Origin of the sequence: Kitasatospora dryopteridis (assembly GCF_050749075.1) — a bacterium.
Classification (GTDB): domain Bacteria; phylum Actinomycetota; class Actinomycetes; order Streptomycetales; family Streptomycetaceae; genus Kitasatospora.
Map to the genome: position 1 here is coordinate 4,790,019 of NZ_CP192749.1, position 22,652 is coordinate 4,812,670.

Sequence of the window (22,652 nt, forward strand, 5' to 3'; positions counted from 1 at the left end):
TGAGCGCGCCCCGGTCCACGAGGACCGGGGCGCGCGCCGTTGTGCGCCTACTCCGCGGAGCGGACCCGCAGGCTGGTGATCAACGGGCCGTCCGTGACCTCGGCGAAGAAGTCGTTGCCCTTGTCGTCGACGACGATGAACGCCGGGAAGTCCTCGACCTCGATGCGCCAGACGGCCTCCATGCCGAGCTCGGGGTACTCCAGCACCTCGACCTTCTTGATGCAGTCCTGGGCGAGGCGGGCGGCGGGGCCGCCGATCGAGCCGAGGTAGAAGCCGCCGTGCTCGTTGCAGGCCTTGGTGACCTGCTTGGAGCGGTTGCCCTTGGCGAGCATGACCATGGAGCCGCCGGCCGCCTGGAACTGGTCGACGTAGGAGTCCATCCGGCCTGCGGTGGTGGGGCCGAAGGAGCCGGAGGCGTAGCCCTCGGGGGTCTTGGCCGGGCCGGCGTAGTAGACCGGGTGGTCCTTCATGTACTGGGGCATGCCCTCGCCGGCGTCCAGCCGCTCCTTGATCTTGGCGTGGGCGATGTCGCGGGCGACGACCAGGGTGCCGCTGAGCGACAGCCGGGTCTTGACCGGGTACTTGGACAGCTGCGCCCGGATGTCGGACATCGGCTGGTTCAGGTCGACCTTGACGACCTCGTCGTCCAGGTGGGCGTCGGTGGTGTCCGGCAGGTACTTGGCCGGGTCGGTCTCCAACTGCTCCAGGAAGACGCCCTCGGCGGTGATCTTGCCGAGCGCCTGGCGGTCGGCGGAGCAGGAGACGGCCATCGCGACGGGCAGCGAGGCGCCGTGCCGCGGCAGGCGGATCACGCGGACGTCGTGGCAGAAGTACTTGCCGCCGAACTGCGCGCCGATGCCGATCTTCTGGGTGAGCTCGAAGACCTTCTGCTCCAGCTCCAGGTCGCGGAAGCCGTGGCCGGTCTTCGCGTCGCCGGAGGTCGGCAGGTTGTCGAGGTAGTGCGCGGAGGCGTACTTGGCGGTCTTGAGCGCGAACTCGGCGCTGGTGCCGCCGACCACGATCGCCAGGTGGTACGGCGGGCAGGCGGCGGTGCCCAGCGAGCGGATCTTCTGCTCCAGGAAGGAGAGCATCGACGACTCGTTGAGGATCGCCTTGGTCTCCTGGTACAGGTACGACTTGTTGGCGGAGCCGCCGCCCTTGGCCATGAAGAGGAACTTGTAGGCGTCGCCGTCGGTGGCGTAGAGCTCGATCTGGGCCGGCAGGTTGTTGCCGGTGTTCTTCTCGTCCCACATGGTGACCGGCGCCATCTGCGAGTAGCGCAGGTTCAGCTTGGTGTACGCGTCGTAGACGCCGCGCGCGATGGCGGCCTCGTCCTGGCCGGAGGTGAGGACGTTCTGGCCGCGCTTGCCCATGACGATGGCGGTGCCGGTGTCCTGGCACATCGGGAGGATGCCGCCGGCCGAGATGTTGACGTTCTTCAGCAGGTCGAGCGCGACGAAGCGGTCGTTGGGGCTGGCCTCCGGGTCGTCCAGGATGCGGCGCAGCTGGGCGAGGTGGGCCGGGCGCAGGTAGTGGGAGATGTCGTGCATCGCCTCGGCGGTGAGCAGCCGCAGCGCCTCGGGCTCGACCTTGAGGAAGGTGCGGCCGTCCGCCTCGAAGGTGGAGACGCCCTCGGAGGTGAGCTTCCGGTACGGCGTGGGGTCGGCACCGATCGGGAGGAGGTCGCGGTACTCGAATTCCGGGGTGGCCATGGGGGGAGATCCTTAGCGAGGTCGGCTGCGTCTGCGAAGCACCCTCCAGGGTAGGTGCAGGCGGCGCGGCGAAGGAGCGCAGGTGAGCCTGCGTGACGGGGCTCACGCCTTTCTGCGCCGAACTCTCGTTCGGCAGGGCCCCGGTGGCTAGGCTTTCCCCGTGGACACTTCGCCGTCGCACGACGACTCGCACGACGACCAGGGGCAGCAGCCCGTACCCATGACGAAGGCCGAGCCCGCCCCCGTCCCGAAGGCGGCGCCGGTGCTCTCCGCGCCGGTCGCGGAGGCCGATCTGCGCTGCTCGGACGCGGACCGCGAGCGGGTCGCCGACCTGCTGCGCGACGCGTACGCCGAGGGCCGGCTGACGGTGGAGGAGCACTCGGAGCGGATCGAGGCCGCGTACGCCGCGAAGACCTTCGGCGACCTCGTCCCGCTGACCCGGGATCTGCCGGCCCCCACGGACGCGCCGCTGTCGATGGAGAAGCCGCCGCTGCGCCGGGAGCGCCCGCCGATGCCGCCGGCCCGGCAGGAGTCGCCGACGATGCTGGCGGTGTTCGGCGGGGCGGAGCGCAAGGGGCGCTGGCGGGTGGGCTCCCACCTGAAGGCGGTCGCGGTGTTCGGCGGGATCGAGATCGACCTGACGGACGCGGTGTTCGAGTCGCCCGAGGTGGTCATCGAGGTCACCGCGATCTTCGGCGGGGTCGACATCAAGGTGCCGGAGAACGTCAGCCTGCACGGCGGCGGCGTGGGCATCTTCGGCGGCTTCTCGGTGCGCGAGCAGACCGCGGCCGATCCGTACGCGCCGGTGGTGCGGGTGAAGGGTGCCGCGATCTTCGGCGGCTGCGACGCCAAGCCGCGCCGCGGCAAGAAGCTCCTGGAGTGGGCACGTAAGCAGCTGGAACTCTGAGCAGGGCCCGGCCGTGCGGTGCCGTGTGCACCGGCGGGCGGGCCAACTCGGCTGCGGGCACTCGGCGTTGCGTCGAGTGCAGCGAGTAGTCGGTTGCGTGCGGTGTGCATGAATCGGAGGGCGAGGGGGTAGTTCCCCCGCACATCGGTTCTTGTTACGGCTGTGACCCGGAGGGCGGCGGTGCCGCGACGGGCGGGCACGGGGCAGTCGGGCAGGGATGCGAGCTTCCCCGAGTCTCGAACCGCGTCAGGAGTTGCCGTGCTACATCCGATCGAGTCCAGCGCCACCGGTACTGCCGCCGTCCGCCGCAGCCCGGTGGCGGTGGCCGCGCCCACGGACCCGCTGGAGGACAATCCGTGGCACACCGGGGCGGCCTGCCGCCGCGACGAGGCCGGGCTGTTCTTCGCGCCGTCCAAGGAGCCGACGGCGGCCAGGCTCTCCCGTGAGGAGCGCGCCAAGCAGGTCTGCGCCCGGTGCCCGGTGCTGCTGGAGTGCCGGGAGCACGCGCTGGCCCAGCCGGAGCCGTACGGGGTGTGGGGCGGGCTGACCGCGGCCGAGCGGCGGGTGGTGCTGGCCCGGCGGCGGCGCCGGGAGGCGGAGCTGCGCGAGGCGCGCCGCACGGTGGCGGGCCGCATAGCGGGCTGAGACGCACCGCGGCCCCGGGCGCCTGCCCGGGGCCGCGGTGCGGACGGTGCGTCAGTTGGCGCGGTCGAAGTCGATCGCGCTGTAGGCCCGCAGCTTGGACAGCTTGTGGGTGGAGTCGATGCGCCGGATCGTGCCGCTCTTGGAACGCATCACCAGCGAGCTGGTGGTGGCGGTCTCCTGGCGGTAGTGCACGCCGCGCAGCAGTTCGCCGTCGGTGATGCCGGTGGCGACGAAGAAGACGTTCTCGCCGCTGACCAGGTCGTCGGTGCTGAGGACCCGGTCGAGGTCGTGCCCGGCGTCCAGCGCCTTCTGGCGCTCGGCCTCGTCCTTGGGCCACAGCCGGCCCTGGATGACACCGCCCATGCACTTCATGGCGCAGGCCGCGATGATGCCCTCCGGGGTACCGCCGATGCCCATCAGCAGGTCGACGCCGGTGCCCTCGCGGGCGGCCATGATGGCGCCGGCCACGTCGCCGTCGGAGATGAACTTGATCCGGGCGCCGGCCTCGCGGATCTCCTTGACCAGGCCGTCGTGGCGGGGGCGGTCCAGGACGACGACGGTGATGTCCTCGACGGCGCTGCCCTTGGCCTTGGCCACCCGGCGGATGTTGACGGCCGTCGGGGCGGTGATGTCGACGAAGTCGGCGGCCTCCGGGCCGCAGACCAGCTTGTCCATGTAGAAGACCGCGCTGGGGTCGAACATGGTGCCGCGGTCGGCGACCGCGAGGACGGCAACCGCGTTGTGCATGCCCTTGGCGGTCAGCGTGGTGCCGTCCACCGGGTCCACGGCGACGTCGCACTCGGCGCCGGTGCCGTCGCCGACCCGCTCGCCGTTGTACAGCATCGGGGCCTCGTCCTTCTCCCCCTCTCCGATGACGACGACGCCGTTCATCGAGACGGTGGAGACGAGGGTGCGCATGGCCTTCACGGCCGCGCCGTCGGCGCCGTTCTTGTCACCGCGGCCGACCCAGCGGCCGGCCGCCAGCGCGGCGGCCTCGGTGACGCGGACGAGTTCCAGGGCGAGGTTGCGGTCCGGGGCCTCCGGGGCGACCTCCAGCGAGCTGGGGAGGTTGTGCGGGTACTGCGTGGTCATCGTCGTTACCTCTCTGTACGCGACGGCCAGTGAGCGCCCGACTACTGCCAGGTCGAACGCCGTGGTGAGGGTTGCTGCGATCGTATCCGCCGACCGGACGGGTGTCTGTGCCGCACCCGGCGCGACCAGCGGGTATGCGGTGGTTCGTCCCGCTTCACGCGCCGGGGGGTACCCGGTGGTCGGGGGCCGGGGGGCGATGGTCCACCATGGACGGGTGGCAGGCAGCAGCAGCAAGAGAGGCCGGCAGACCGTACGGGACATGATCCTGTCGATGCTGGCGGTCGGTGTCGTGGTCTTCTTCGGCTACCTCTTCATCCCGCACTCGGGCGGGGACGGGGTGCACGTGGTCGACTACCGGGTCGCGCTGGCCTCGGCGAAGCGCGCCGCCCCCTACCCGGTGCTCGGCCCGCAGGGCCTCTCCGACCAGTGGCGGGCGACCTCGGTGGAGTACCGCAAGGACGCCAAGGGCAACGCGGTGTGGCACCTCGGGTTCGTCACCCCGTCCGGCCAGTACGCGGCCCTGGAGCAGTCCAGCGGCGGCCGCGACGAGGTGATCGCGGGTGTGGTGCCGGGCGCGAAGGCGGACGGCAGCGCACCGGTGGCCGGGCAGGACTGGCAGCGCTTCCAGGGCACCAAGTACCGCGGCCTGGCCCAGCCGGGCGGCACCGCGACGACCGTGGTCACCGGCTCCGCCTCCTACGAGGAGCTCGCGCAGCTGGCCGGCGCGCTGAAGTAGCGCCACCTCCCCCGTGCATGACGAAGGCCCCCGCGGTGAACCGCGGGGGCCTTCGCCGTGTTCGTGCCGTGCCGTACGGGCAGGGCCCGGTGCCGGATCAGACGGTGGTGACGACCTGGTCGTACTCCAGGCGCGGGGAGCGCGGGAACCAGGCGTCCTCGCCGGGCTTGCCGATGTTGACCACGGCCAGCACCGAGTGCTCGCCGTCGCCGAAGAACTCCTTGTTCAGGCCCGCGGCGTCGAAGCCGGTCATCGGGCCGGCGGCCAGGCCGGCGGCGCGCACGCCGATGATGAAGTAGGCCGCCTGCAGGGCGCCGTTCAGCGTGGCGGACGCCTCGCGGACGGGGCGCTCGGAGAAGAACATGTCCTTCGCCTGCGGGAAGTGCGGCAGCTGGGACGGCAGCTCCTCGTGGAACTCGTTGTCCTGGGCGAGGATGGCGACCAGCGGCGCGGTGGCGGTCTTGGCGCGGTTGCCCTCGGCCATGTGCTGCAGCAGGCGCTCGCGGCCCTCGTCGGTGCGGACCAGGACGATGCGCAGAGGCTGCTGGTTGAAGGCGGTGGGGCCGAACTTGACGAGCTCGTAGATCGCCCGGACCTGCTCGTCGCTGACCGGCTCGTCGGTGAAGGTGTTGGCGGTACGGGCCTCGCGGAAGAGCAGGTCCTGTGCGGCGGCGTCGAGTGCCAGGGTCATTGCGGAATCCACCTCGTACGGAAGACGGGAAAGCGGGCGGGACGGCCCGGGAGGACCGTTCACGGGCTCCAACGTTAGGTGAAACTTAAACTATTCCGCAAGGAAGAGTGACGCCGGTCACTTCTCCCGGGTGCCCGCCCGTGTTCACTGCCCGTCGGCGGACTCCTCGGCGGCCAGCGCCGCGTCCAGCCGTGCCCGGGCGCCGTCCAGCCAGCGCTGGCAGACCTTGGCCAGCTGCTCGCCCCGCTCCCACAGCGCCAGCGACTCCTCCAGCGAGGTGCCGCCGGTCTCCAGCTGCCGCACGACCTCCAGCAGGGCGTCCCTGGCCTGCTCGTACCCCAGAGACTCGTCGGCGGCGCCCCCGCCGAGGCCCGTCTGCTCCCCGCCCGCCGGCCGAGCGCCGGTCTGCTGCTGATCTGCCATGCGGCCAGCGTAGGGGCTCCGGCCGACAAATCGGATGTGCCCGGGGCGCCGCCGCGGCTAGCCTCCGGCCATGACCACCATGCAGCGGGCGGGCGTGCGCCCCGCCGAGGCCGGGGACGCGCCCGAGCTGGTCCGGCTGCGCGCCCTGATGTTCTCGGCGATGTCCGACGCCGGCGGCGACTGCGCCGGCCCCTGGCAGGCCACCGCCGAGCAGGTGCTGCGCGAGCGCCTGGCCGAGCCCGACGCCCGGCGCACCCTCCAGGCGTACGTGGTCGACGACCCGGAGCACCCGGGCCGGCTCGCCTCCTGCGCGGTCGGCACGCTCGAGGAGCGGCTGCCCGCACCCGGCCACCCCGACGGCCGGTTCGGCTTCGTCTTCAACATCTGCACCGACCCCGGCCACCGCCGGCGCGGCTACGCCCGCAGCTGCACCGAGGCGCTGATCGCCTGGTTCGACGGGCGCCGGGCGACGCGGGTCGACCTGCACGCCACCGACTCCGGCGAGGAGCTGTACCGCAGCCTCGGCTTCGCCGAGCACTCCCGGGCGCTCTCCCGGCAGCGGCTCGTCGCGGACTGACTCCGGCAGGGGCCGGACGGCAGACCTAGCCCGCCGGCTCCAGCGTGCGGCGGAGCGTGGTGCGCGCCCGGTAGGTGAGGGTCTTCACGGCGCCGACCCGGATGCCGATGGCGTCGGCGACCTCGCGCGAGCTGAGGTCGTCCCAGTAGCGCAGGGTGAGTGCGGTGCGCTGGTGCTCGGTCAATACCGCGAGGGCGGCGAATACCCGCTCGGCCTCCACGTGGGCGAGGACGTCGTCCTCGACGCAGATTCCCGCGTCCGAATCCGCGACGGCCGCCACGGTGGACTCGCTGCGGGTGGCGCGGCGTTTGTCGTGGTCGAACATGATGTTCCGGGCGATGGTGAAAATCCATGCGCCCATGTCCTTGCCCGTCCAGCGGTAGCCGTCAATGCAGGCCATTGCGCGGACGAACGTGTCTTGTGTCAGGTCCTCGGCCAGTGCGCGATTCCCGGTTCGGCGGGTGAGGAACGCCAGTACCGGTCCCCGGTAGCGGCGGTACAACTCAGCCCAGGCGTCCCGGTCGCCGGCCTTGGCGGCCTCGATCAGGTGCGGTGTTGCACGCGGCGTTCCACGCAGCGTCCCATCCATACCGGACCTCCCGGAGAGCAGGTGCCGCAACGATACGAGTGGGCATGCATGCGTGCAAGCGATTCCGACATTCCGTCAGTTATTCCGACCGGAGGCCCGAATTTGCGGGACCTGACGGATCGTCACTGGCTTGCACTCATGCAAGTCGATGCATCTGGGACATGACACGCGATAGCCTTGGCCGCCATGCAGCCGACTGAGGACACCACCTCGGAGACCACCCCCGCCCAACGTTTCGGCGCCGTCGTGCACGAGGCCGCCCGGCGCGCGGGATACGACCTCACCCCCGGCGCGGGCGGCAGGCTCGCCCTGGCCCGGGACACCGGCATGAGCGCCTCCGCTGTCGGGCGCATGCTGCGCGGCGAGACACTTCCGAGGCCGTCCCAATTCCAGAGAATCGCGCAGGTCGTGCACGTCGACCTGCACGAGCTGCTAGTGCGCGGCGGAGTGATTTCCGAGGAATCCGCAAACGATCTCTCCCAGGGAGTACGCTCACCCATCACCCCTGAGGAAGCGTTGGATGCCTGGGGTGTCACCCACCCCATGATCCGGAAATTCCTTCTCGCCTCCATCGCCCAGGCGATCGGCCTGCAGCGGGAAAGCGAGCGTGCCCCTTTTCCACCGGACGAGGGCCGCGGGGGAGGGGCAGTGCACATGCAGAGGTGAGGCCAGGAATGCCGAGAATCTCTCCGGTGGCGGCCGACGCGCTCAGAGCAGTGGGCGCGGTCGGCGGAGTAGCACTGATCGTCGCCGGCACCTACAACACGCGCTGGATTCCGCTCCTCGGCTGCCTGGCCGTGGTTGCGCTCTCCACCACCGAGTACGCCCTCGCCCGGATGCGGCGCTGGATGCGCGAGACCGAGGCCAGGACGGACCGTCAGGCCGAGCTCGTCGCAGCCCGCCGGGCCCTTCCCGCTCCACCGCTCCCGGCCGCCAGGCCCGCCGTCGCGCCGCCGGCCGCCGTGCCGACCGCGGCCGGGCCCTCCGCCGTCGCCGTACCCGCGGCCGCGCCGCCCGCGGTCACCGGCCACGCCGTCGCCCCGCCGCCCGGTGCACCGCCCGTGGGCGACGGCCGGCAGCTCGGCGCCGACGCCCTGCTGCGCCTGCTGGAGGCCGTCCACCGCGAACTGCGGCACGCCCACGAGGCCGCCGACCGGGCCCAGGCCGAACTCGCCGACCTCAGCCGGGAGTGGAACAGCCTCGTCCAGGAGAGCATGAGCCGGCCCCCGCACGCCCGGATACCGACCGAGTGACGCCGGCCGGTCTCAGGCCCCGTCGACCGTCACCTCGAAGCCGCCCCCGGCGACCCGCGCGTGCAGCCCGTCGCCCGCCGCGACCTGCGCCGGATCGGTCACCACCGTGCCGTCCGCCCGTTGCAGCACCGCGTACCCGCGCTGCAGCGTCGCCAGCGGGGACAGCGCCACCACCCGGGCCAGCGCATGCCCGAGGTCCGTCTGGGCGTGGTCCAGCCGGTGCCCCAGCACCCGCCGGGACCGCTCCACCAGCGCCGTCAGCTCCTCGGCCCGGCCATCCACCAGCCGGTGCGGCGCCGCCAGCACCGGGCGGCTGCGCACGCCCTCCAGGCCCTGCAGCTCCCGCTCGACCCGGCCGACCACGTACCGCCGGGCGCGGTCCCGCAGCTGGTGCACCCGGGCGAGCTCCTCGCCGACGTCCGGCACCACCCGCTTCGCCGCGTCGGTCGGCGTCGACGCCCGGAAGTCGGCCACGAAGTCCAGCAGCGGCTGGTCCGGCTCGTGCCCGATCGCACTGACCACCGGGGTGCGGGCCGCCGCCACGGTGCGCACCAGGTCCTCCGAGGAGAACGGCAGCAGGTCCTCCACACTGCCGCCGCCGCGGGCCACCACGACGACGTCGACCTCCGGGTGCTCGTCCAGCTCCCGGACGGCCGCCGCGACCTGCGCGGCCGCGCTCGGGCCCTGCACCAGGACGTTGCGCACCTCGAACCGGACCGCGGGCCAGCGCCGCCGGGCGTTCTCCAGGACGTCACGCTCCGCCGCCGAACCCCGGCCGGTCACCAGCCCCACGCAGCGCGGCAGGAACGGCAGCGGCCGCTTGCGGTCCGCGTCGAACAGCCCCTCCGCACCCAGCTTGCGCTTCAGCTGCTCCAGCCGCGCCAGCAGCTCGCCCAGCCCCACCAGCCGGATCTCCGAGACCCGCAGCGACAGCGTGCCGCGGGCGGTGTACCACTCGGGCTTCGCCCGGACGATGATCCGGGAACCCTCCTGGACGGCCTCCGCCACCTGTTCGAACACCGAGCGGAAGCACGTCACCGTGAGCGAGACGTCCCGTTCCGAGTCGCGCAGCGTCAGGAACACCATCCCCGCGCCGGGCCGCCGGCTCAGCTGCGCGATCTGCCCCTCCACCCAGACCTCGCCCAGCCGGTCGATCCAACTCCCGATCATCGCCGAGACCTTGCCGACCGGGACGGGTGCCTCGGGAGAGCTGCTGTTCGCCATGCGTACGAGGCTAGCGCCGCCCGCCGACGGTGCGGCCGCCCCGCCGGGGCCCGGCCCGTCGGGCGGGGCGGCGGGCCGCCCGTACGATGGAGCCATGTCCACCACTGCACAGCGCCGCGTCCTGCTCGCCGCCCCCCGGGGCTACTGCGCGGGTGTCGACCGCGCCGTCATCGCCGTGGAGAAGGCCCTGGAGCAGTACGGGGCGCCGATCTACGTCCGCAAGCAGATCGTCCACAACAAGTACGTCGTGCAGACCCTGGAGAAGAAGGGCGCCGTCTTCGTCGACGAGACGGAGGAGGTGCCCGAGGGCTCCATCGTGGTCTTCTCGGCGCACGGCGTCGCCCCGTCCGTGCACGACGAGGCGAAGGCCGGCAAGCTCGCCACGATCGACGCCACCTGCCCCCTGGTGACCAAGGTGCACAAGGAGGCCGTGCGCTTCGCCGAGGAGGACTACGACATCCTGCTCGTCGGCCACGAGGGCCACGAGGAGGTCATCGGCACGATGGGCGAGGCCCCGGACCGCATCCACCTGGTGGACGGCGCCGAGGACGTGGCGAACGTGCAGGTCCGGGACGAGTCCAAGGTCGTCTGGCTCTCCCAGACCACCCTCTCCGTGGACGAGACCATGGCCACCGTCGGCGAGCTGCAGAAGCGCTTCCCGCTGCTGGTCAGCCCGCCCAGCGACGACATCTGCTACGCGACCCAGAACCGCCAGGTGGCGGTGAAGAAGCTCGCCCCCGAGACCGACCTGCTGATCGTGGTCGGCTCCAAGAACTCCTCCAACTCCGTCCGCCTGGTCGAGGTCGGCCTGGAGTACGGCGCCAAGGCCGCCCACCTGGTCGACTTCGCCGACGAGATCGACGAGGCCTGGCTGGAGGGCGTCACCACGGTCGGCCTGACCAGCGGCGCCTCGGTGCCCGAGATCCTGGTCGACGGCGTCCTGGAGTTCCTCGCCGAGCGCGGCTACGCCGACGTCGAGGCCGTCAAGACCGCCGAGGAGCACCTGCAGTTCTCGCTGCCCAAGGAGCTCCGCCGCGACCTGCGAGCCGAGGCCGCCGGCAAGCTCTGACCTGCACCGCGAAGCCCGGGCCCCGACCGACGGGGGCCCGGGCTTCGCGCTGTCCGCCACCGGGTACCACAGCGGACGGTACGGCGGGCGGCCCCGGCCGCCCGCCCGTAGGTTGGTGCACAGCCCGTGGCTGTGCACAGGCTGTGGACAACGATTCGATGGAGGAACGGCGGCAATGGCGACGGTATTCGGCGTGGACATCGGCGGCTCGGGGATCAAGGGCGCACCGGTCGACCTGGCCGCGGGCGGGCTCGCCGAGGAGCGGTTCAAGGTGCTCACCCCGCAGCCGTCCTCGCCGAACGCGGTGGTCGAGGCGGTCGTCGAGGTCGTCCGGCACTTCGGCCACCAGGGGCCGGTCGGCCTGACCTTCCCCGGCGTGGTGGTCGACGGCCGCACCCGCACCGCCGCCAACGTCGACAAGGACTGGATCGGCATGGACGCCGAGGGGCTCTTCCGCGAGGCCCTCGACCTGCCCGCCACCGTCGTCAACGACGCCGACGCGGCCGGCATCGCCGAGGTCGCGTACGGCGCGGGCCGCGGCCACGGCGGCGTCGTCCTGCTGCTCACCTTCGGCACCGGCATCGGCAGCGCGCTCTTCGTCGACGGCGCCCTGGTGCCCAACACCGAGCTCGGCCACCTGGAGCTGCGCGGCAAGGACGCCGAGCGGCGGGCCTCCTCGGCCGCCAGGGAGCGGCATGGGCTGTCCTGGGCCGAGTGGGCCGGGCGGGTCGACGAGTACCTCGACCTGGTCGAGATGCTCTTCTCGCCGCAGCTGGTGATCGTCGGCGGCGGGGTCAGCCGCAAGCACGAGAAGTTCCTGCCGCTGCTCCGCAAGCGCGACGCCGAGGTCGTCCCGGCCGAGCTGCGCAACGACGCGGGCATCGTGGGCGCGGCGATGGCCGCCGCCAGGGCCGGGTAGCGCCCTGCCCACCGGACCGGCGCCGGGCCGGCCGCGTCACCGTGCGCGGCGGACCCGGCGCTGGGCCACGAAACGCGCCGCCACGATCACGGTGGCCAGGCCCGTACCGGTGAACAGCCAGCCGGCCCGCACCGCGAGCCCGCTCGCCAGCCCCACCACCCGCCCGGTCACCCCGGGCGAGGCGACCGGCTGGAGCAGCGCCAGCGCCAGCGCGAACGCGATCGGCCCGCTGATCGGCGCCGCCGGCAGGTCCGGATACCGCACCCGGACGGCCAGCTGGAAGCAGACCACCAGGTAGCCCAGGCCGAAGAGCACGCCCAGCCCGCCGAACAGCGCCCGGTCGACCCCGGCGACCAGCAGCGTCCCGGCGGCGGCGGCCACCCCGGTGCCCACCGCGGTCAGCCGGGCCGGCCGACCGGACCGCTCCCGGCCGCGGCCCGCCCACGGCAGGCGCGGGCGGCGGACGGGGGCCTGGCCGGAGGCCGTCCGCAGCCGGGAGTCGACGGGCGCGGCGGGGCCCGGAACGGCGGCCCGGTCGGCGCCGCCGGCCGACGGCCGCCGACGGGGCCCGGGGGGCTGGGTACGGATGCTCTGCTGCTCCACCCGCCCAACGTACGGTCCGATCATCGCCACAGTGTGTAATGCCGGAATTCCTGCCCGGGCGTGTCCGGAGAGGGGTAGCGTCGTCCACGACCGAGGCGGCTCGCAGCCCGGCCCGGCAGGGATCGGACGGGGCCGAACCGTGAGCGGACGTGACCGGATGTGATCACCAGTGGAGGGGGGAGTGATGACGGGCTTCTCCTTCGAGCGGGTGCACCACGTGCAGCTCGACATCCCGGCCGGTGCGGAGCCCGCCTGCCGGGCGTTCTGGGCCGGGGTGCTCGGGATGACCGAGCTGGCCAAGCCGCCGGTGCTGGCCGCGCGCGGCGGCTGCTGGTTCCGCGGCGGGGGAGTGGAGGTGCACCTCGGCGTCGTCCCCGCCTTCGCGCCCTCGCCCAAGGCCCACCCCGGCATCCTGGTGCACAACCTGGACGCGCTCGCCGCCCGGCTCGAGGAGCACGGCCACCCCGTCCTGTGGGACGACTCCGTCCCCGGGCGCCGCCGCTTCCACAGTGCCGATGCGATCGGCAACCGGCTGGAGTTCCTGGAGCCCGACCGGACGGGCTGAGCGCGCCCCGTAGACTGGGGGATCGGCCGCCTCCGGCCGCTCCACGCCCTCCAAGCCCACGGGACATCGCTTCATGTCGCTCACGATCGGAATCGTCGGCCTGCCGAACGTCGGCAAGTCGACCCTGTTCAACGCCCTGACCAAGAACGACGTGCTGGCGGCCAACTACCCGTTCGCCACCATCGAGCCCAACGTGGGCGTCGTCGGCGTCCCGGACACGCGGCTGGCGAAGCTCGCCGGGATCTTCGGCTCGCAGCGCATCCTCCCGGCCACCGTCGACTTCGTCGACATCGCGGGCATCGTCCGCGGCGCCAGCGAGGGCGAGGGCCTGGGCAACAAGTTCCTCGCCAACATCCGCGAGTCGGACGCGATCTGCCAGGTCGTCCGCGCCTTCACCGACCCCGACGTGGTGCACGTCGACGGCAAGGTCTCGCCGAAGGACGACATCGAGACCATCCACACCGAGCTGATCCTCGCCGACCTGCAGACCGTCGAGAAGGCCCTGCCGCGCCTGCAGAAGGAGGCGCGCCTCAAGAAGGACACCGCGCCGGTGCTGGCCGCCGCCGAGGCCGCCAAGGCGATCCTCGAGACCGGCAAGACCCTCTTCGAGGCCCGCTTCGACACCCACCCGATCCGCGAGCTGCACCTGCTCACCGCCAAGCCGTTCCTTTACGTCTTCAACGTGGACGAGGACGAGCTCGCAGACGAGGACTTCAAGAACGCCCAGCGCGCGCTGGTGGCCCCCGCCGAGGCGATCTTCCTCAACGCCAAGATCGAGTCCGAGCTGATCGAGCTCGACGACGAGGAGGCGCTGGAGCTGCTCCAGTCCATGGGCCAGGACGAGCCCGGCCTCGCCACCCTCGCCCGGGTCGGCTTCGAGACCCTTGGCCTGCAGACCTACCTGACCGCCGGCCCCAAGGAGACCCGGGCCTGGACGATCAAGAAGGGCGCCACCGCCCCCGAGGCCGCCGGTGTCATCCACACCGACTTCCAGAAGGGCTTCATCAAGGCCGAGGTCATCTCCTTCGACGACCTGGTCGAGACCGGCTCCATCGCCGAGGCCCGCAGCAAGGGCAAGGCCCGCATCGAGGGCAAGGAGTACGTCATGCAGGACGGCGACGTCGTGGAGTTCCGCTTCAACGTCTGACGCCCCCTCCACGAAGAGCGGCCCGGCCTGCACCGCGCAGGCCGGGCCGCTCTTCCGTGCGCCCTGAGAACGACCCCCTGAAGGTCAGAGGTTCGGCCGCCTGCGGCGGCGTCCGGCCCGGACGGGCGCCGCGGTCGGCCTCGGGGTTGTTCCGGGGGCGGATCGGGGGCGGGATCGGGGGCGGGTGGGGGGCCGTCCCGGATGGTTCGGCGGGCCGGTTTCGCCAGACTCCTGTGCGGGGCCGGGCGGACCGGCCCGTGATGACCGACCGTCAGGAGATGTTGTCGTGGCTACTGCTGTGCGCCGCACCCGCTGGACCGCCGTTGCCGCCGCCGGAGCGGTGCTCGCCGCGCTGGCGGTGGGGACGGCGGCCGGGCCCGCGTCCGCCGGATCCGGGCCGGTGGCCGTGATGCAGGGCGCAGCGGTGCAGCAGGCCGCCCCGCTGCCGCCGCTGGACCGGTCGGCAGTCCGCCGGGTGCTCGCCGGACTGCCGACCGCCGAGGTGTCCGGGGCGCTGGTGCACGTCTCCGGCCGGGCCGGCCGGCTGGACGCGGTGGGCGGCATCGGCGACCCGGCCACCGGTCGGGCCCCGGACGCCGACGGGCGGTTCCGGATCGGCTCGATCTCCAAGGTGTTCACCGCGACCGTGGTGCTCCAACTGGCCGCCGAGCACCGCCTCGACCTCGACACCCCCGTCCAGCACTACCTGCCCGACCTGCTGCCGGCCTCCTTCCCGCCGATCGCGGTCGGCCGACTGCTGAACCACACCAGCGGACTCCCGAACGGCGGCAACGGCCCGTGGGGCGACGGCACGGCCGCGTGGTTCGTCGACCACCGCTTCGAGTCCTGGTCGCCGGAGCGCGTGGTGGCCACGACGAACGGCCAGGAGATGGCCTTCGCACCCGGCACCGCGCAGCAGTACAACGGCATGAACACCTTCGTGGCCGGCCTGCTCGTCGAGAAGGTCACCGGGCACGGCTACGCCCACGAGGTGCAGCAGCGGATCGTCCGCCCGCTCGGACTGCGCGACACCTCGGTGCCGGACGCGGACGACCCGGCGCTCCGGCACCCGGCCGCCCGCCCCCGGCTGACCGTGCCCGGCCCGGACGGCGCCCCGCGGCAGGTGGACGTGACCGAGCAGAGCCCCTGGCCGTGGGCGGAGGGCGGGCTGATCTCCAGCGCCGCCGACCTGGACCGCTTCATCACCGCACTGTTCCGCGGCCGCCTGTTGCCGCCCGCCCAGCAGGAGGCGCTGTTCACCGTCCCCGACGTGCCGACCCACCACAGCAGCCACTGCGAGACCGGGCCGGACGCCGGCCGGGCCTGCATGAGCATGGGCCTGGAGCGGACGAAGGTCGGCGGCGTGGAGATCTGGGGCAAGACCGGCTCCCGGCCGGGCTGGACGAACGGCGTGTTCGCCACCCGGGACCTCTCCCGGACGGTGGTCTACTCGCTCAACCCGACCGGCCTGGACGGCGCCGAGGCCCCGGTCATCATGCAGCTGGCCGGCGCCGTCTTCGGCTGACGGCTGCGGCGGCGGCCGCGGCTTCGCTTCCGGCTACGGCTTGATGTTGTGGTTGACGCGGAAGAGGTTGCCGGGGTCGTAGGCGCGCTTGACCTCGACCAGGCGGGCGTAGTTGTCGCCGTAGTTGTCGGCGGCGCGGTGCTGGTCGTCCTCGGCCATGAAGTTGACGTAGCCGCCGGCCTCGGAGTGCGGGGCGACGGCGCCGTAGTAGTCGCGCACCCAGGCGGTGTTGGCCTCGTTCTCGGCCGGGTCGGGCCACATGCCGGCGATCACGGTGGCGAAGGTGGCCTCGCGGTGGGCGAAGGCGGTCGACCCCGGCGGCATCCGGTGGCAGGCCCCGTTGATCGAGTAGATGTGCATGGTGGAGCTCATGCTCGGCACCTTGGGCCCGTGCTCCAGGTGGGCGGCGATCGCGTCGTCGGTGAGTTCGGTGGAGAAGACGCCCTTCCAGTAGTGCTGCAGGCCCGGCGGCACCAGTGGGTCGAAGGCGCTGTTGAGAGCCGGGTACGGCATCGGGCCGACCATCTCGGCGACCCGCGGCGCGACCTCGCGCAGCGGCCGGATCGCGGCCTCCGCCTCGTCCATCGGTCCGGCCCAGCAGGCGACGACGATGGCGAAGGTGTCGCCGTGCCGGTCCTCCGGGATGAACGGCAGCGGCGGGGCGATCTGGAAGCCGGGGAAGGCGCCGAGCTCCTCCGGGGCCTCCTCGATGTACTCGCGGTAGCGCTTCAGGATGGCCTCGGCGTGCTCCAGTTCGAAGAGCATCGGCCCGCCGTAGATGTCCTTCACCGGGCCGAGCCCGAACTCGAAGGAGGTGACCACGCCGAAGTTGCCGCTGCCGCCGCGCAGCGCCCAGAAGAGGTCCGGCTCCTCCTTCTCGTTGACGACCCGCATCCGCCCGTCGGCCGTCACCACGTCCGCGGACAGCAGGTTGTCGCAGGTCAGCCCCAACTTGCGGGCCAGGTAGCCGATTCCGCCGCCGAGGGTGAGGCCGCCGACGCCGGTGGTGGAGACGATGCCGCCGGTGACGGCGAGCCCGAAGGGGTAGGTGGCCGCGTTGAGGTCGCCGAGGGTGGCGCCGCCCTCGACCCGGGCCGTCCGCCGCACCGGGTCGACCCGGACGCTGCGCATTCCGGTGAGGTCCGCGACCACGCCGCCGTCGCAGGTGCCGTAGCCGGGGACGCTGTGCGAGCCGCCGCGGACGGCGAGCGGCATCCCGCTCTGCCGGGCGAAGTCGACCGCCGCCATGACGTCGCCGGCGTTGGCGCACCGCACCACCACCGCCGGCCTGCGGTCGATCATCGCGTTGTAGACCCTGCGGGCCTCGTCGTAGTCCTCGTCACCGGGCTTGACCACGCTCCCGTGGACGGCGCCCGCCAGCTCCTCGATCGTCTGTATGCCCATGACAGCCGCTCCTGACCGTTTCGACCCCCTCGGCCGGCCCGGGTCATGGGGCAGGGAGCCGGCGATCCGTGATCGGCCTTTCTCCACGGTACGCCGCGCCGGGGCACCCCACCCGGCGGGGAGACGCCGCGCGCGGGGCCGGGCGGGTAGGGTGCCGGGCGACATCGTCGTCCGCCAGGAGGAGTTGCCGTGCCGCCGATCGCCCGGCCGAGTGCCACGGTGCTGGACTGCACCGATCCCGAGGAACTGGCCGCCTTCTACGGCGCGGTGACGGGGTGGGAGGTGACGTACCGGGACGACACCTTCGTGTTCATCGGCAGCGGGCCGGTGCGGCTGGGCTTCCAGCGGGTGGCCGGGTACCGGGCGCCGGGCTGGCCGTCCGGCGGGGCGCAGGCGCACCTGGACTTCACCGTGGACGACCCGGAGAAGGCGGCCGCCGAGCTGGCCGCGCTGGGTGCGGTGCGGGCCGAGGAGCAGCCGGGCGGCGGCGCGTGGCTGGTGATGATCGACCCGGCGGGCCACCCGTTCTGCCTGGCCGGCGAGGACTGAGCGCACCGCGCCCCGGGGCCGGCCGCCTTCCGGCTGCGGGCCGTCAGCCGACGGTGATCCGCAGCGCGCCGTCCGGCGCCGCCTCGACGGCGACCTGCTCCAGGCTCTCGGCGTGCACGGTGGCCGGGTGGCGCAGGGCCCGCGGGCCGATGCCGACCACCGGCATGCCGGCGTCCAGGGCGGCGGTGATGCCGGCCTCGGAGTCCTCGAAGGCGAGGCAGTCGGACGGGGCGAAGCCCAGCGCCGCGGCGCCCTTGAGGAAGCCCTCCGGGTCGGGCTTGCTGGCGCCGACCGAGCCGGCGGTGATCAGGGTCTCCGGCAGCGGCAGGCCCGCGGCGCCCATCCGGGCGCGGGCGAGCGGCTCGTCGGCGGAGGTGACCAGGGCGTGCGGCAGCCCGCGCAGGGCGGCCATGAAGGCGGGCGCACCTGCGACGGGCACGACGCCGTAGGTGTCGGCGGTCTCCTCGGCGAGCAGCTGCCGGTTCTCGGCGAGGTTGATCTCGACCGGGCGCTCGGGGAGCAGCAGGGCCATGGTCAGGTGGCCCTGGCGGCCGTGCACGACCTGCATCACGCCGTCGCCGTCGAGGCCGTGCCGGGCCGCCCAGCGGCGCCAGCAGCGTTCGACGACGGCGTCGGAGTTGACCAGGGTGCCGTCCATGTCGAGGAGCAGGGCACGGGCGGTGATCGTGGTGGCGGTCATGCGTCGGGCTCCTCGGAAGGGTGCGTTTGTCTCTCCAGGATACAAAAGTGCCGCGGAAAGGGGAGCCGCACCGGACGCCCCGGGTGCCCCGCAGACGCCGGGGGAGTGCTCAACCCGCCCCGAGCAGATGGGCGTTGACCGCGCGCGCAGGCCTGGCGAGCTCCGGAAGTTCGACGACCTCGACGCCGGCCGCCTCCAGCAGCGCCGTCCCCTGGCAGGCCTGCACGAAGAGGTCCGGCTCGCGCCAGGCGACCACCACCCGCGGCACCCCCGCCGCAATGATCAGCTGGGCGCAGGTCCGCGGCCGCGAGGCGCGCTGCCCGCAGGGCTCCAGCGAGCTGTAGACGGTCGCCGTGCGCAGCCGCGGGTCGCCGGCCGGCAGCTTGGCGAGCGCGGACTCCTCGGCGTGGTCGTGCGCGTCCGCCTCGCGGCTGAAGCCCTCGGCGAGCACCTCCCCGTCCGCGCCGACGATCACCGCGCCGACCGAGAAGGCCGTCTCCGAGGGCGGGCAGCGCCGGGAGAGCCCGACGGCGCGCGCCAGCCAGTACAGGTCGCTGCCGGGCTCCGGCTCCTGGCCGGGCAGGTCGTGGCTGGTCACGGGGCGGACTCCTTGGGGGCGTAGCGGAGCAGGACGACGTCGCCCACCGTACGTGCCTCCAGCAGCCGCATCCGCCGGGCGGGTCCGCCCGGGTACGCGGCGGGGCCGAGGAAGCGGGGCGCCGCGGGCTGGCCGACGAGCAGCGGTGCCAGGGCGAGCTGGAGTTCGTCGGTCAGGCCCTCGGCGAGGAACTGGGTGTGGACGCTGCCGCCGCCCTCCACCATCAGCCGCTCGACGCCGCGCGCACCGAGGTCGTCCAGGACGGCACCGAGGCCGACCGACGGGCCGAGGCCGACGACCTCGGCGAGGCCGTCCAGCGAGGCGCGCAGCGCGGGGGCCGCGGCGTCGGTGGTGTAGGCGACCTTGGCGCCGCCGGTGTGCCAGAAGTTCAGGCCGGGGGAGAGGCCGCCGCCCGCGGTGAGGGTGACCTTGAGCGGGAAGGCCGGGCGGCCGTCCGCGACCCGCTGCGCCCGCCGCTCGGGCGAGTTGACGAGCAGCCGGGGGTTGTCGCGGCGCAGGGTGTTGCCGCCGACGAGCAGGGCGTCGCAGCCGGCCCGGACCTCGTCCACCCGGTCGAAGTCGGCCGGGTTGGACAGCAGCAGCCGCTCCGGTGACGCGTCGTCGAGGTAGCCGTCGACGGAGACGGCGGCACTCAGCAGGACGTACGGGCGGCGGGGCACGGGGTCTCCGATCTGTCGGCTACCGCTCCACCGTACGGTCACCGCCGGGTCGGGACGGTTTCCGGTCGTGTCCACGGCATCCCGCGTACGGTTTTCGAGCGGTGCCGTTCGCCGTTCGGCCCGGTGCCGAAGCAGATCGACGGCTTCAACGTGGAGGGCCTGGAGTTCGCGCCGGGCAGCACCACCACCGCGTACGTCGCCTTCCGCGCGCCGCTGGTGCCGCCGGCGAACGGCGGCAGGGCGCTACCGGTGCCGGTCACCAACTTCGACCGGCTGCCGGGCGGTTCGGTGCACGCCGCGTTCGGCACCCCGATCACTCTGGACCTGGGCGGGCTGTCCGTCCGCGACATCCGCAAGAACGCCGCCGACCAGTACCTGATCGTGGTCGGCTCCTGGGCCGCGGACGACAACTCCGACCCGTACGCGCTCTACGGCTGGACGGGCGTGGCGACCGACGCCCCGGTGAAGCTGCGCGACCTGCCGACCACCGACGCCGGTGCCTGGGAGGCCGTGGTGGACGTGCCGGACCTGACCGTGCCGGGCGGCCGCGCCCAGCTGATCACCGACGACGGCACCGCGGACCTCTACAGCGACGGCATCGAGGCCAAGGACCTCACCCACCCGGAGTGGAAGAAGTCCCGCTCCACCTGGTTCACCCTGGACTGATCCACCGCCGCTGCCGCCGCGGGGCCTCAGCCCGTCCGCGGCGGCAGCGGCAGCGGCAGTGCGGGCAGGCCGTCGATGCTCCGGCCGACGTGGTCCTTGCCCTCGCAGTAGGCCGCGAACTCCTCGTCGGTCTTGCGGTCGAAGTACTGGGTGTGCAGGTCGCGGTCGCCCCGGTAGTCCATGAAGGGCACGGCGAAGCCGCAGGAGTCGCTGACCCGTTCGGCGCGTACCAGGACGACGGCGCGCAGACCGGAGCCGTCCGCCTCCGGGGGGAAGCGCCCGATCAGCCCGGCGAACCGCGGGTCGTCGCGGAACACCGCCTCGCCCTGCCCGTGCACCCGCACCACGGTCGGCGGACCGTCGAAGGCGCACCACATCAGCGTGATCCGGCCGTTCTCCCGCAGGTGGGCGATGGTCTCGGCGGTGCTGCCGCCGAAGTCCAGGTAGGCCAGGGTCAGTTCGTCCAGCACCACGAGCGTGCCGGCGCGGCCCTTGGGGGACAGGTTGACGTGCCCGTCGCCGGCCAGCGGCGCCGTGGCGGTGAAGAAGACCGGCTGGCGCTCGATGAACGCGCGCAGTCTGCCGTCAATGCGTTCGTACGTCTTTCCCATGCTCAGATTGTCGTCGCACGGTCCTTCCGATGACCATGCCGACGGGTCATCATCTTGAATATTGGGACGATATTTCTCGGAAAGCGAGACAGGATCTACGCTCGGCGGCACCGAGAGGAGCCGAGCATGACGAACCGTCGGACGGTCTACACCCACGGGCACCAGGAGTCGGTGCTGCGCTCGCACCGCAGCCGCACCGCGGCCGACTCCGCCGCCTACCTGCTCCCCGAACTCCGGCCGGGGCAGCGGCTCCTGGACGTCGGCTGCGGGCCCGGCACGATCACCGCCGACCTCGCCGAACGGCTCGGCCCCGAGGGCCGCACGGTCGCCGTCGACACCTCCGCGGAGGTGCTGGCCCAGGCCGCCGCGCACGCCGCGGAACGGGGGATCGGCACGGTGGCCTTCGAGGTGGCCGACGTCCACCGGCTGCCGTACGCCGACGGCGCGTTCGACGTGGTGCACGCCCACCAGGTGCTCCAGCACGTCGCCGACCCGGTGGCCGCCCTGCGCGAGATGCGCCGGGTCACCGCGCCCGGCGGCCTGGTCGCCGTCCGCGACGCCGACTATGCGGCGATGGCCTGGTACCCGGAACTCCCCGAGCTGGCCGAGTGGTCGTCGCTCTACCGCCGGATCGCCCGGGCCAACGGCGGCGAGCCCGACGCCGGCCGCAGGCTGGCCGCCTGGGCCCGTGCCGCCGGGTTCACCGACCTCACCGCGACCTCCAGCAGCTGGACCTTCGCCGACCCCGAGCGGCGCGGGTGGTGGGGCGAGAGCTGGGCCGAGCGCACCGAGAAGTCGGCCACCGCCGCCACCGCCCTCGCCGAGGGCCTGGCCACCGCCGACGACCTGGCGCGGATCGCGGACGGCTGGCGCCGCTGGGCGGCCGACCCGGACGGCTGGTTCGCGGTGCTGCACGGCGAACTGCTGGCCCGGTGCTGACCGCCCGGCGTCGGCGCCCTGGTGCGTCCACCCTCTTACCTCGCGTAAACGGGCGACGTACCGGCTAGTAACAAACTGCCCCTACCCTCGGCGGCACGGGTCCGGCCTGTCCCCCACCGGGCCGGGCCCGTTACGGTGGCCGCATGGACGATCACCGGGTGATGCGGCAGGACGACAACGGCAACCGCTTCCTCGTCGCCACCGGGCTGGGCCGTGCCGAAGCCGAGGCGCTGGCCGCCGAGTTCGAGGCCCGCGGACACAAGCAGCTGTACTGGGTCGAGGCCGTCGAGCCCCGCGCACCCCGCGCCGAGGCGCCCGCCGCCGAGCAGGTCCGGTACGTCGTCGGTGCCGCGCTCGTCCACCGCGGGCGGGTGCTCGCCGCCCGCCGCAGCGCCCCCGCCGAGGTGGCCGGCTTCTGGGAGTTCCCCGGCGGCAAGGCCGAACCCGGCGAGACCCAGGAGCAGGCCCTGGAGCGCGAGCTCGCCGAGGAGCTCGGCGTCCGGGCCCGCGCGCTGCGCCCGCTGCCCGGCAGCTGGACCGTCCGGGCCGGTCTTGAGCTGCGGATCTGGGCCGCCGAGCTGCTCTCCGGCGAGCCCCGGGCGCTGGAGGACCACTCCGAGCTGCGCTGGCTCGGCCCCGCCGAACTCGGCGACGTCGAGTGGCTGGCGCACGACCGCGAGGTCCTCCCGCACGTCGCCGCCCTGCTCGCCGAGGGCTGAGCCGGCCTGCCCGGCCGGCCGCCGCCGCGCCCCCGGGCCCGAGTACGGCTGAGCCGCCCCCGCAGCGGGTACGCACCCCGTGTGCGGCCGGTTGCTCCACGCAGCCGAA

General features: G+C 73.2%; 24 protein-coding genes and 2 pseudogenes. 15 read left to right on the plus strand and 11 right to left on the minus strand.

Annotation, left to right across the window (positions count from 1 at the left end):
- Window positions 1–47: 47 nt before the first annotated feature.
- Window positions 48–1,712 (minus strand): fumarate hydratase, encoded by a 1,665-nt coding sequence (locus ACQ614_RS21845; RefSeq protein ID WP_363496371.1) that lies wholly within the window; start codon window positions 1,710–1,712, stop codon window positions 48–50.
- Window positions 1,713–1,932: 220 nt separating this feature from the next.
- On the opposite strand from ACQ614_RS21845, the gene ACQ614_RS21850 reads away from it, so the two are divergent.
- Window positions 1,933–2,619 carry a DUF1707 SHOCT-like domain-containing protein gene (locus ACQ614_RS21850; RefSeq protein ID WP_363496451.1) on the plus strand — a complete coding sequence of 229 codons (687 nt, stop codon included), beginning with the start codon at window positions 1,933–1,935 and terminating at the stop codon, window positions 2,617–2,619.
- 258 nt (window positions 2,620–2,877) lie between these two features.
- On the plus strand, window positions 2,878–3,264 hold the full coding sequence (locus ACQ614_RS21855) for a WhiB family transcriptional regulator (protein ID WP_431680218.1): 387 nt from the start codon (window positions 2,878–2,880) through the stop codon (window positions 3,262–3,264).
- Window positions 3,265–3,315: 51 nt separating this feature from the next.
- Here ACQ614_RS21855 and glpX read toward each other — a convergent pair whose 3' ends face one another.
- Window positions 3,316–4,356: a class II fructose-bisphosphatase gene (gene glpX / locus ACQ614_RS21860; RefSeq protein ID WP_431680220.1), complete on the minus strand. Its 1,041-nt coding sequence runs from the start codon at window positions 4,354–4,356 to the stop codon at window positions 3,316–3,318.
- Between the two features lie 196 nt (window positions 4,357–4,552).
- On the opposite strand from glpX, the gene ACQ614_RS21865 reads away from it, so the two are divergent.
- Entirely contained in the window at window positions 4,553–5,092 is a 540-nt protein-coding gene (locus ACQ614_RS21865; RefSeq protein ID WP_431680222.1) for a DUF4245 domain-containing protein, read from the plus strand.
- A 97-nt stretch (window positions 5,093–5,189) separates the two neighbouring features.
- On the opposite strand, the gene ACQ614_RS21870 is transcribed toward ACQ614_RS21865, so the two are convergent.
- Together ACQ614_RS21870 and ACQ614_RS21875 are read right to left on the minus strand one after the other, a co-directional pair.
- Complete coding sequence (locus ACQ614_RS21870; RefSeq protein WP_363496362.1) at window positions 5,190–5,783, minus strand: malonic semialdehyde reductase; 594 nt, start codon at window positions 5,781–5,783, stop codon at window positions 5,190–5,192.
- 144 nt (window positions 5,784–5,927) lie between these two features.
- Window positions 5,928–6,206, minus strand: a complete 279-nt coding sequence (locus tag ACQ614_RS21875) for an exodeoxyribonuclease VII small subunit (protein ID WP_431680223.1) — start codon at window positions 6,204–6,206, stop codon at window positions 5,928–5,930.
- 70 nt (window positions 6,207–6,276) lie between these two features.
- Here ACQ614_RS21875 and ACQ614_RS21880 point away from each other — a divergent pair, with 70 nt between their 5' ends.
- Entirely contained in the window at window positions 6,277–6,783 is a 507-nt protein-coding gene (locus ACQ614_RS21880) for a GNAT family N-acetyltransferase (protein ID WP_431680225.1), read from the plus strand.
- Between the two features lie 25 nt (window positions 6,784–6,808).
- Here ACQ614_RS21880 and ACQ614_RS21885 read toward each other — a convergent pair whose 3' ends face one another.
- A complete protein-coding gene (locus ACQ614_RS21885) occupies window positions 6,809–7,372 on the minus strand; it encodes an RNA polymerase sigma factor (RefSeq protein WP_363496353.1) in 564 nt (187 codons plus the stop codon).
- A gap of 186 nt (window positions 7,373–7,558) precedes the next feature.
- Here ACQ614_RS21885 and ACQ614_RS21890 point away from each other — a divergent pair, with 186 nt between their 5' ends.
- Complete coding sequence (locus ACQ614_RS21890; RefSeq protein WP_431680226.1) at window positions 7,559–8,038, plus strand: helix-turn-helix domain-containing protein; 480 nt, start codon at window positions 7,559–7,561, stop codon at window positions 8,036–8,038.
- Window positions 8,039–8,046: 8 nt separating this feature from the next.
- Window positions 8,047–8,625, plus strand: a complete 579-nt coding sequence (locus ACQ614_RS21895; protein ID WP_431680228.1) for a hypothetical protein — start codon at window positions 8,047–8,049, stop codon at window positions 8,623–8,625.
- A gap of 12 nt (window positions 8,626–8,637) precedes the next feature.
- On the opposite strand, the gene xseA is transcribed toward ACQ614_RS21895, so the two are convergent.
- Window positions 8,638–9,849, minus strand: a complete 1,212-nt coding sequence (gene xseA, locus ACQ614_RS21900; RefSeq protein ID WP_431680229.1) for an exodeoxyribonuclease VII large subunit — start codon at window positions 9,847–9,849, stop codon at window positions 8,638–8,640.
- Between the two features lie 94 nt (window positions 9,850–9,943).
- Between xseA and ACQ614_RS21905 the strand changes: the two genes are divergently transcribed.
- Window positions 9,944–10,918, plus strand: a complete 975-nt coding sequence (locus tag ACQ614_RS21905) for a 4-hydroxy-3-methylbut-2-enyl diphosphate reductase (protein WP_431680231.1) — start codon at window positions 9,944–9,946, stop codon at window positions 10,916–10,918.
- Window positions 10,919–11,093: 175 nt separating this feature from the next.
- Window positions 11,094–11,837 (plus strand): polyphosphate--glucose phosphotransferase, encoded by a 744-nt coding sequence (gene ppgK / locus ACQ614_RS21910; protein ID WP_431680233.1) that lies wholly within the window; start codon window positions 11,094–11,096, stop codon window positions 11,835–11,837.
- A gap of 36 nt (window positions 11,838–11,873) precedes the next feature.
- On the opposite strand, the gene ACQ614_RS21915 is transcribed toward ppgK, so the two are convergent.
- Window positions 11,874–12,464: a DUF6542 domain-containing protein gene (locus ACQ614_RS21915; RefSeq protein WP_431680234.1), complete on the minus strand. Its 591-nt coding sequence runs from the start codon at window positions 12,462–12,464 to the stop codon at window positions 11,874–11,876.
- Between the two features lie 160 nt (window positions 12,465–12,624).
- Between ACQ614_RS21915 and ACQ614_RS21920 the strand changes: the two genes are divergently transcribed.
- From ACQ614_RS21920 to ACQ614_RS21930, 3 genes are all read left to right on the plus strand, one after another.
- Window positions 12,625–13,005, plus strand: coding sequence for a glyoxalase (locus ACQ614_RS21920; protein ID WP_431680236.1), 381 nt, complete (start codon window positions 12,625–12,627; stop codon window positions 13,003–13,005).
- Between the two features lie 73 nt (window positions 13,006–13,078).
- Entirely contained in the window at window positions 13,079–14,152 is a 1,074-nt protein-coding gene (gene ychF / locus ACQ614_RS21925; protein ID WP_363496329.1) for a redox-regulated ATPase YchF, read from the plus strand.
- A 286-nt stretch (window positions 14,153–14,438) separates the two neighbouring features.
- On the plus strand, window positions 14,439–15,677 hold the full coding sequence (locus tag ACQ614_RS21930; RefSeq protein WP_431680238.1) for a serine hydrolase domain-containing protein: 1,239 nt from the start codon (window positions 14,439–14,441) through the stop codon (window positions 15,675–15,677).
- Window positions 15,678–15,710: 33 nt separating this feature from the next.
- Here the strand turns inward: ACQ614_RS21930 and ACQ614_RS21935 are convergent, their stop codons facing one another.
- Window positions 15,711–17,081 (minus strand): FAD-binding oxidoreductase, encoded by a 1,371-nt coding sequence (locus ACQ614_RS21935; RefSeq protein WP_431680240.1) that lies wholly within the window; start codon window positions 17,079–17,081, stop codon window positions 15,711–15,713.
- Window positions 17,082–17,270: 189 nt separating this feature from the next.
- Between ACQ614_RS21935 and ACQ614_RS21940 the strand changes: the two genes are divergently transcribed.
- Window positions 17,271–17,630: a VOC family protein gene (locus ACQ614_RS21940; RefSeq protein ID WP_431680241.1), complete on the plus strand. Its 360-nt coding sequence runs from the start codon at window positions 17,271–17,273 to the stop codon at window positions 17,628–17,630.
- 43 nt (window positions 17,631–17,673) lie between these two features.
- Here ACQ614_RS21940 and ACQ614_RS21945 read toward each other — a convergent pair whose 3' ends face one another.
- Window positions 17,674–18,330 (minus strand): HAD-IA family hydrolase, encoded by a 657-nt coding sequence (locus ACQ614_RS21945; protein ID WP_431680243.1) that lies wholly within the window; start codon window positions 18,328–18,330, stop codon window positions 17,674–17,676.
- Window positions 18,331–18,439: 109 nt separating this feature from the next.
- A pseudogene (locus ACQ614_RS21950) lies at window positions 18,440–19,608 on the minus strand (dihydrofolate reductase family protein).
- A gap of 117 nt (window positions 19,609–19,725) precedes the next feature.
- Between ACQ614_RS21950 and ACQ614_RS21955 the strand changes: the two are divergent.
- Window positions 19,726–20,274, plus strand: a pseudogene (locus ACQ614_RS21955) (hypothetical protein); the annotation flags it as partial.
- Between the two features lie 26 nt (window positions 20,275–20,300).
- On the opposite strand, the gene ACQ614_RS21960 reads toward ACQ614_RS21955, so the two are convergent.
- The gene (locus ACQ614_RS21960; protein ID WP_431680244.1) at window positions 20,301–20,885 is read right to left on the minus strand and encodes a pyridoxamine 5'-phosphate oxidase family protein; all 585 of its coding nucleotides are present in this window, start codon (window positions 20,883–20,885) and stop codon (window positions 20,301–20,303) included.
- A 126-nt stretch (window positions 20,886–21,011) separates the two neighbouring features.
- Between ACQ614_RS21960 and ACQ614_RS21965 the strand changes: the two genes are divergently transcribed.
- Window positions 21,012–21,824, plus strand: a complete 813-nt coding sequence (locus tag ACQ614_RS21965) for a methyltransferase domain-containing protein (RefSeq protein ID WP_431680246.1) — start codon at window positions 21,012–21,014, stop codon at window positions 21,822–21,824.
- Between the two features lie 143 nt (window positions 21,825–21,967).
- Entirely contained in the window at window positions 21,968–22,543 is a 576-nt protein-coding gene (locus tag ACQ614_RS21970) for a (deoxy)nucleoside triphosphate pyrophosphohydrolase (RefSeq protein ID WP_431680247.1), read from the plus strand.
- Window positions 22,544–22,652: the final 109 nt, after the last annotated feature.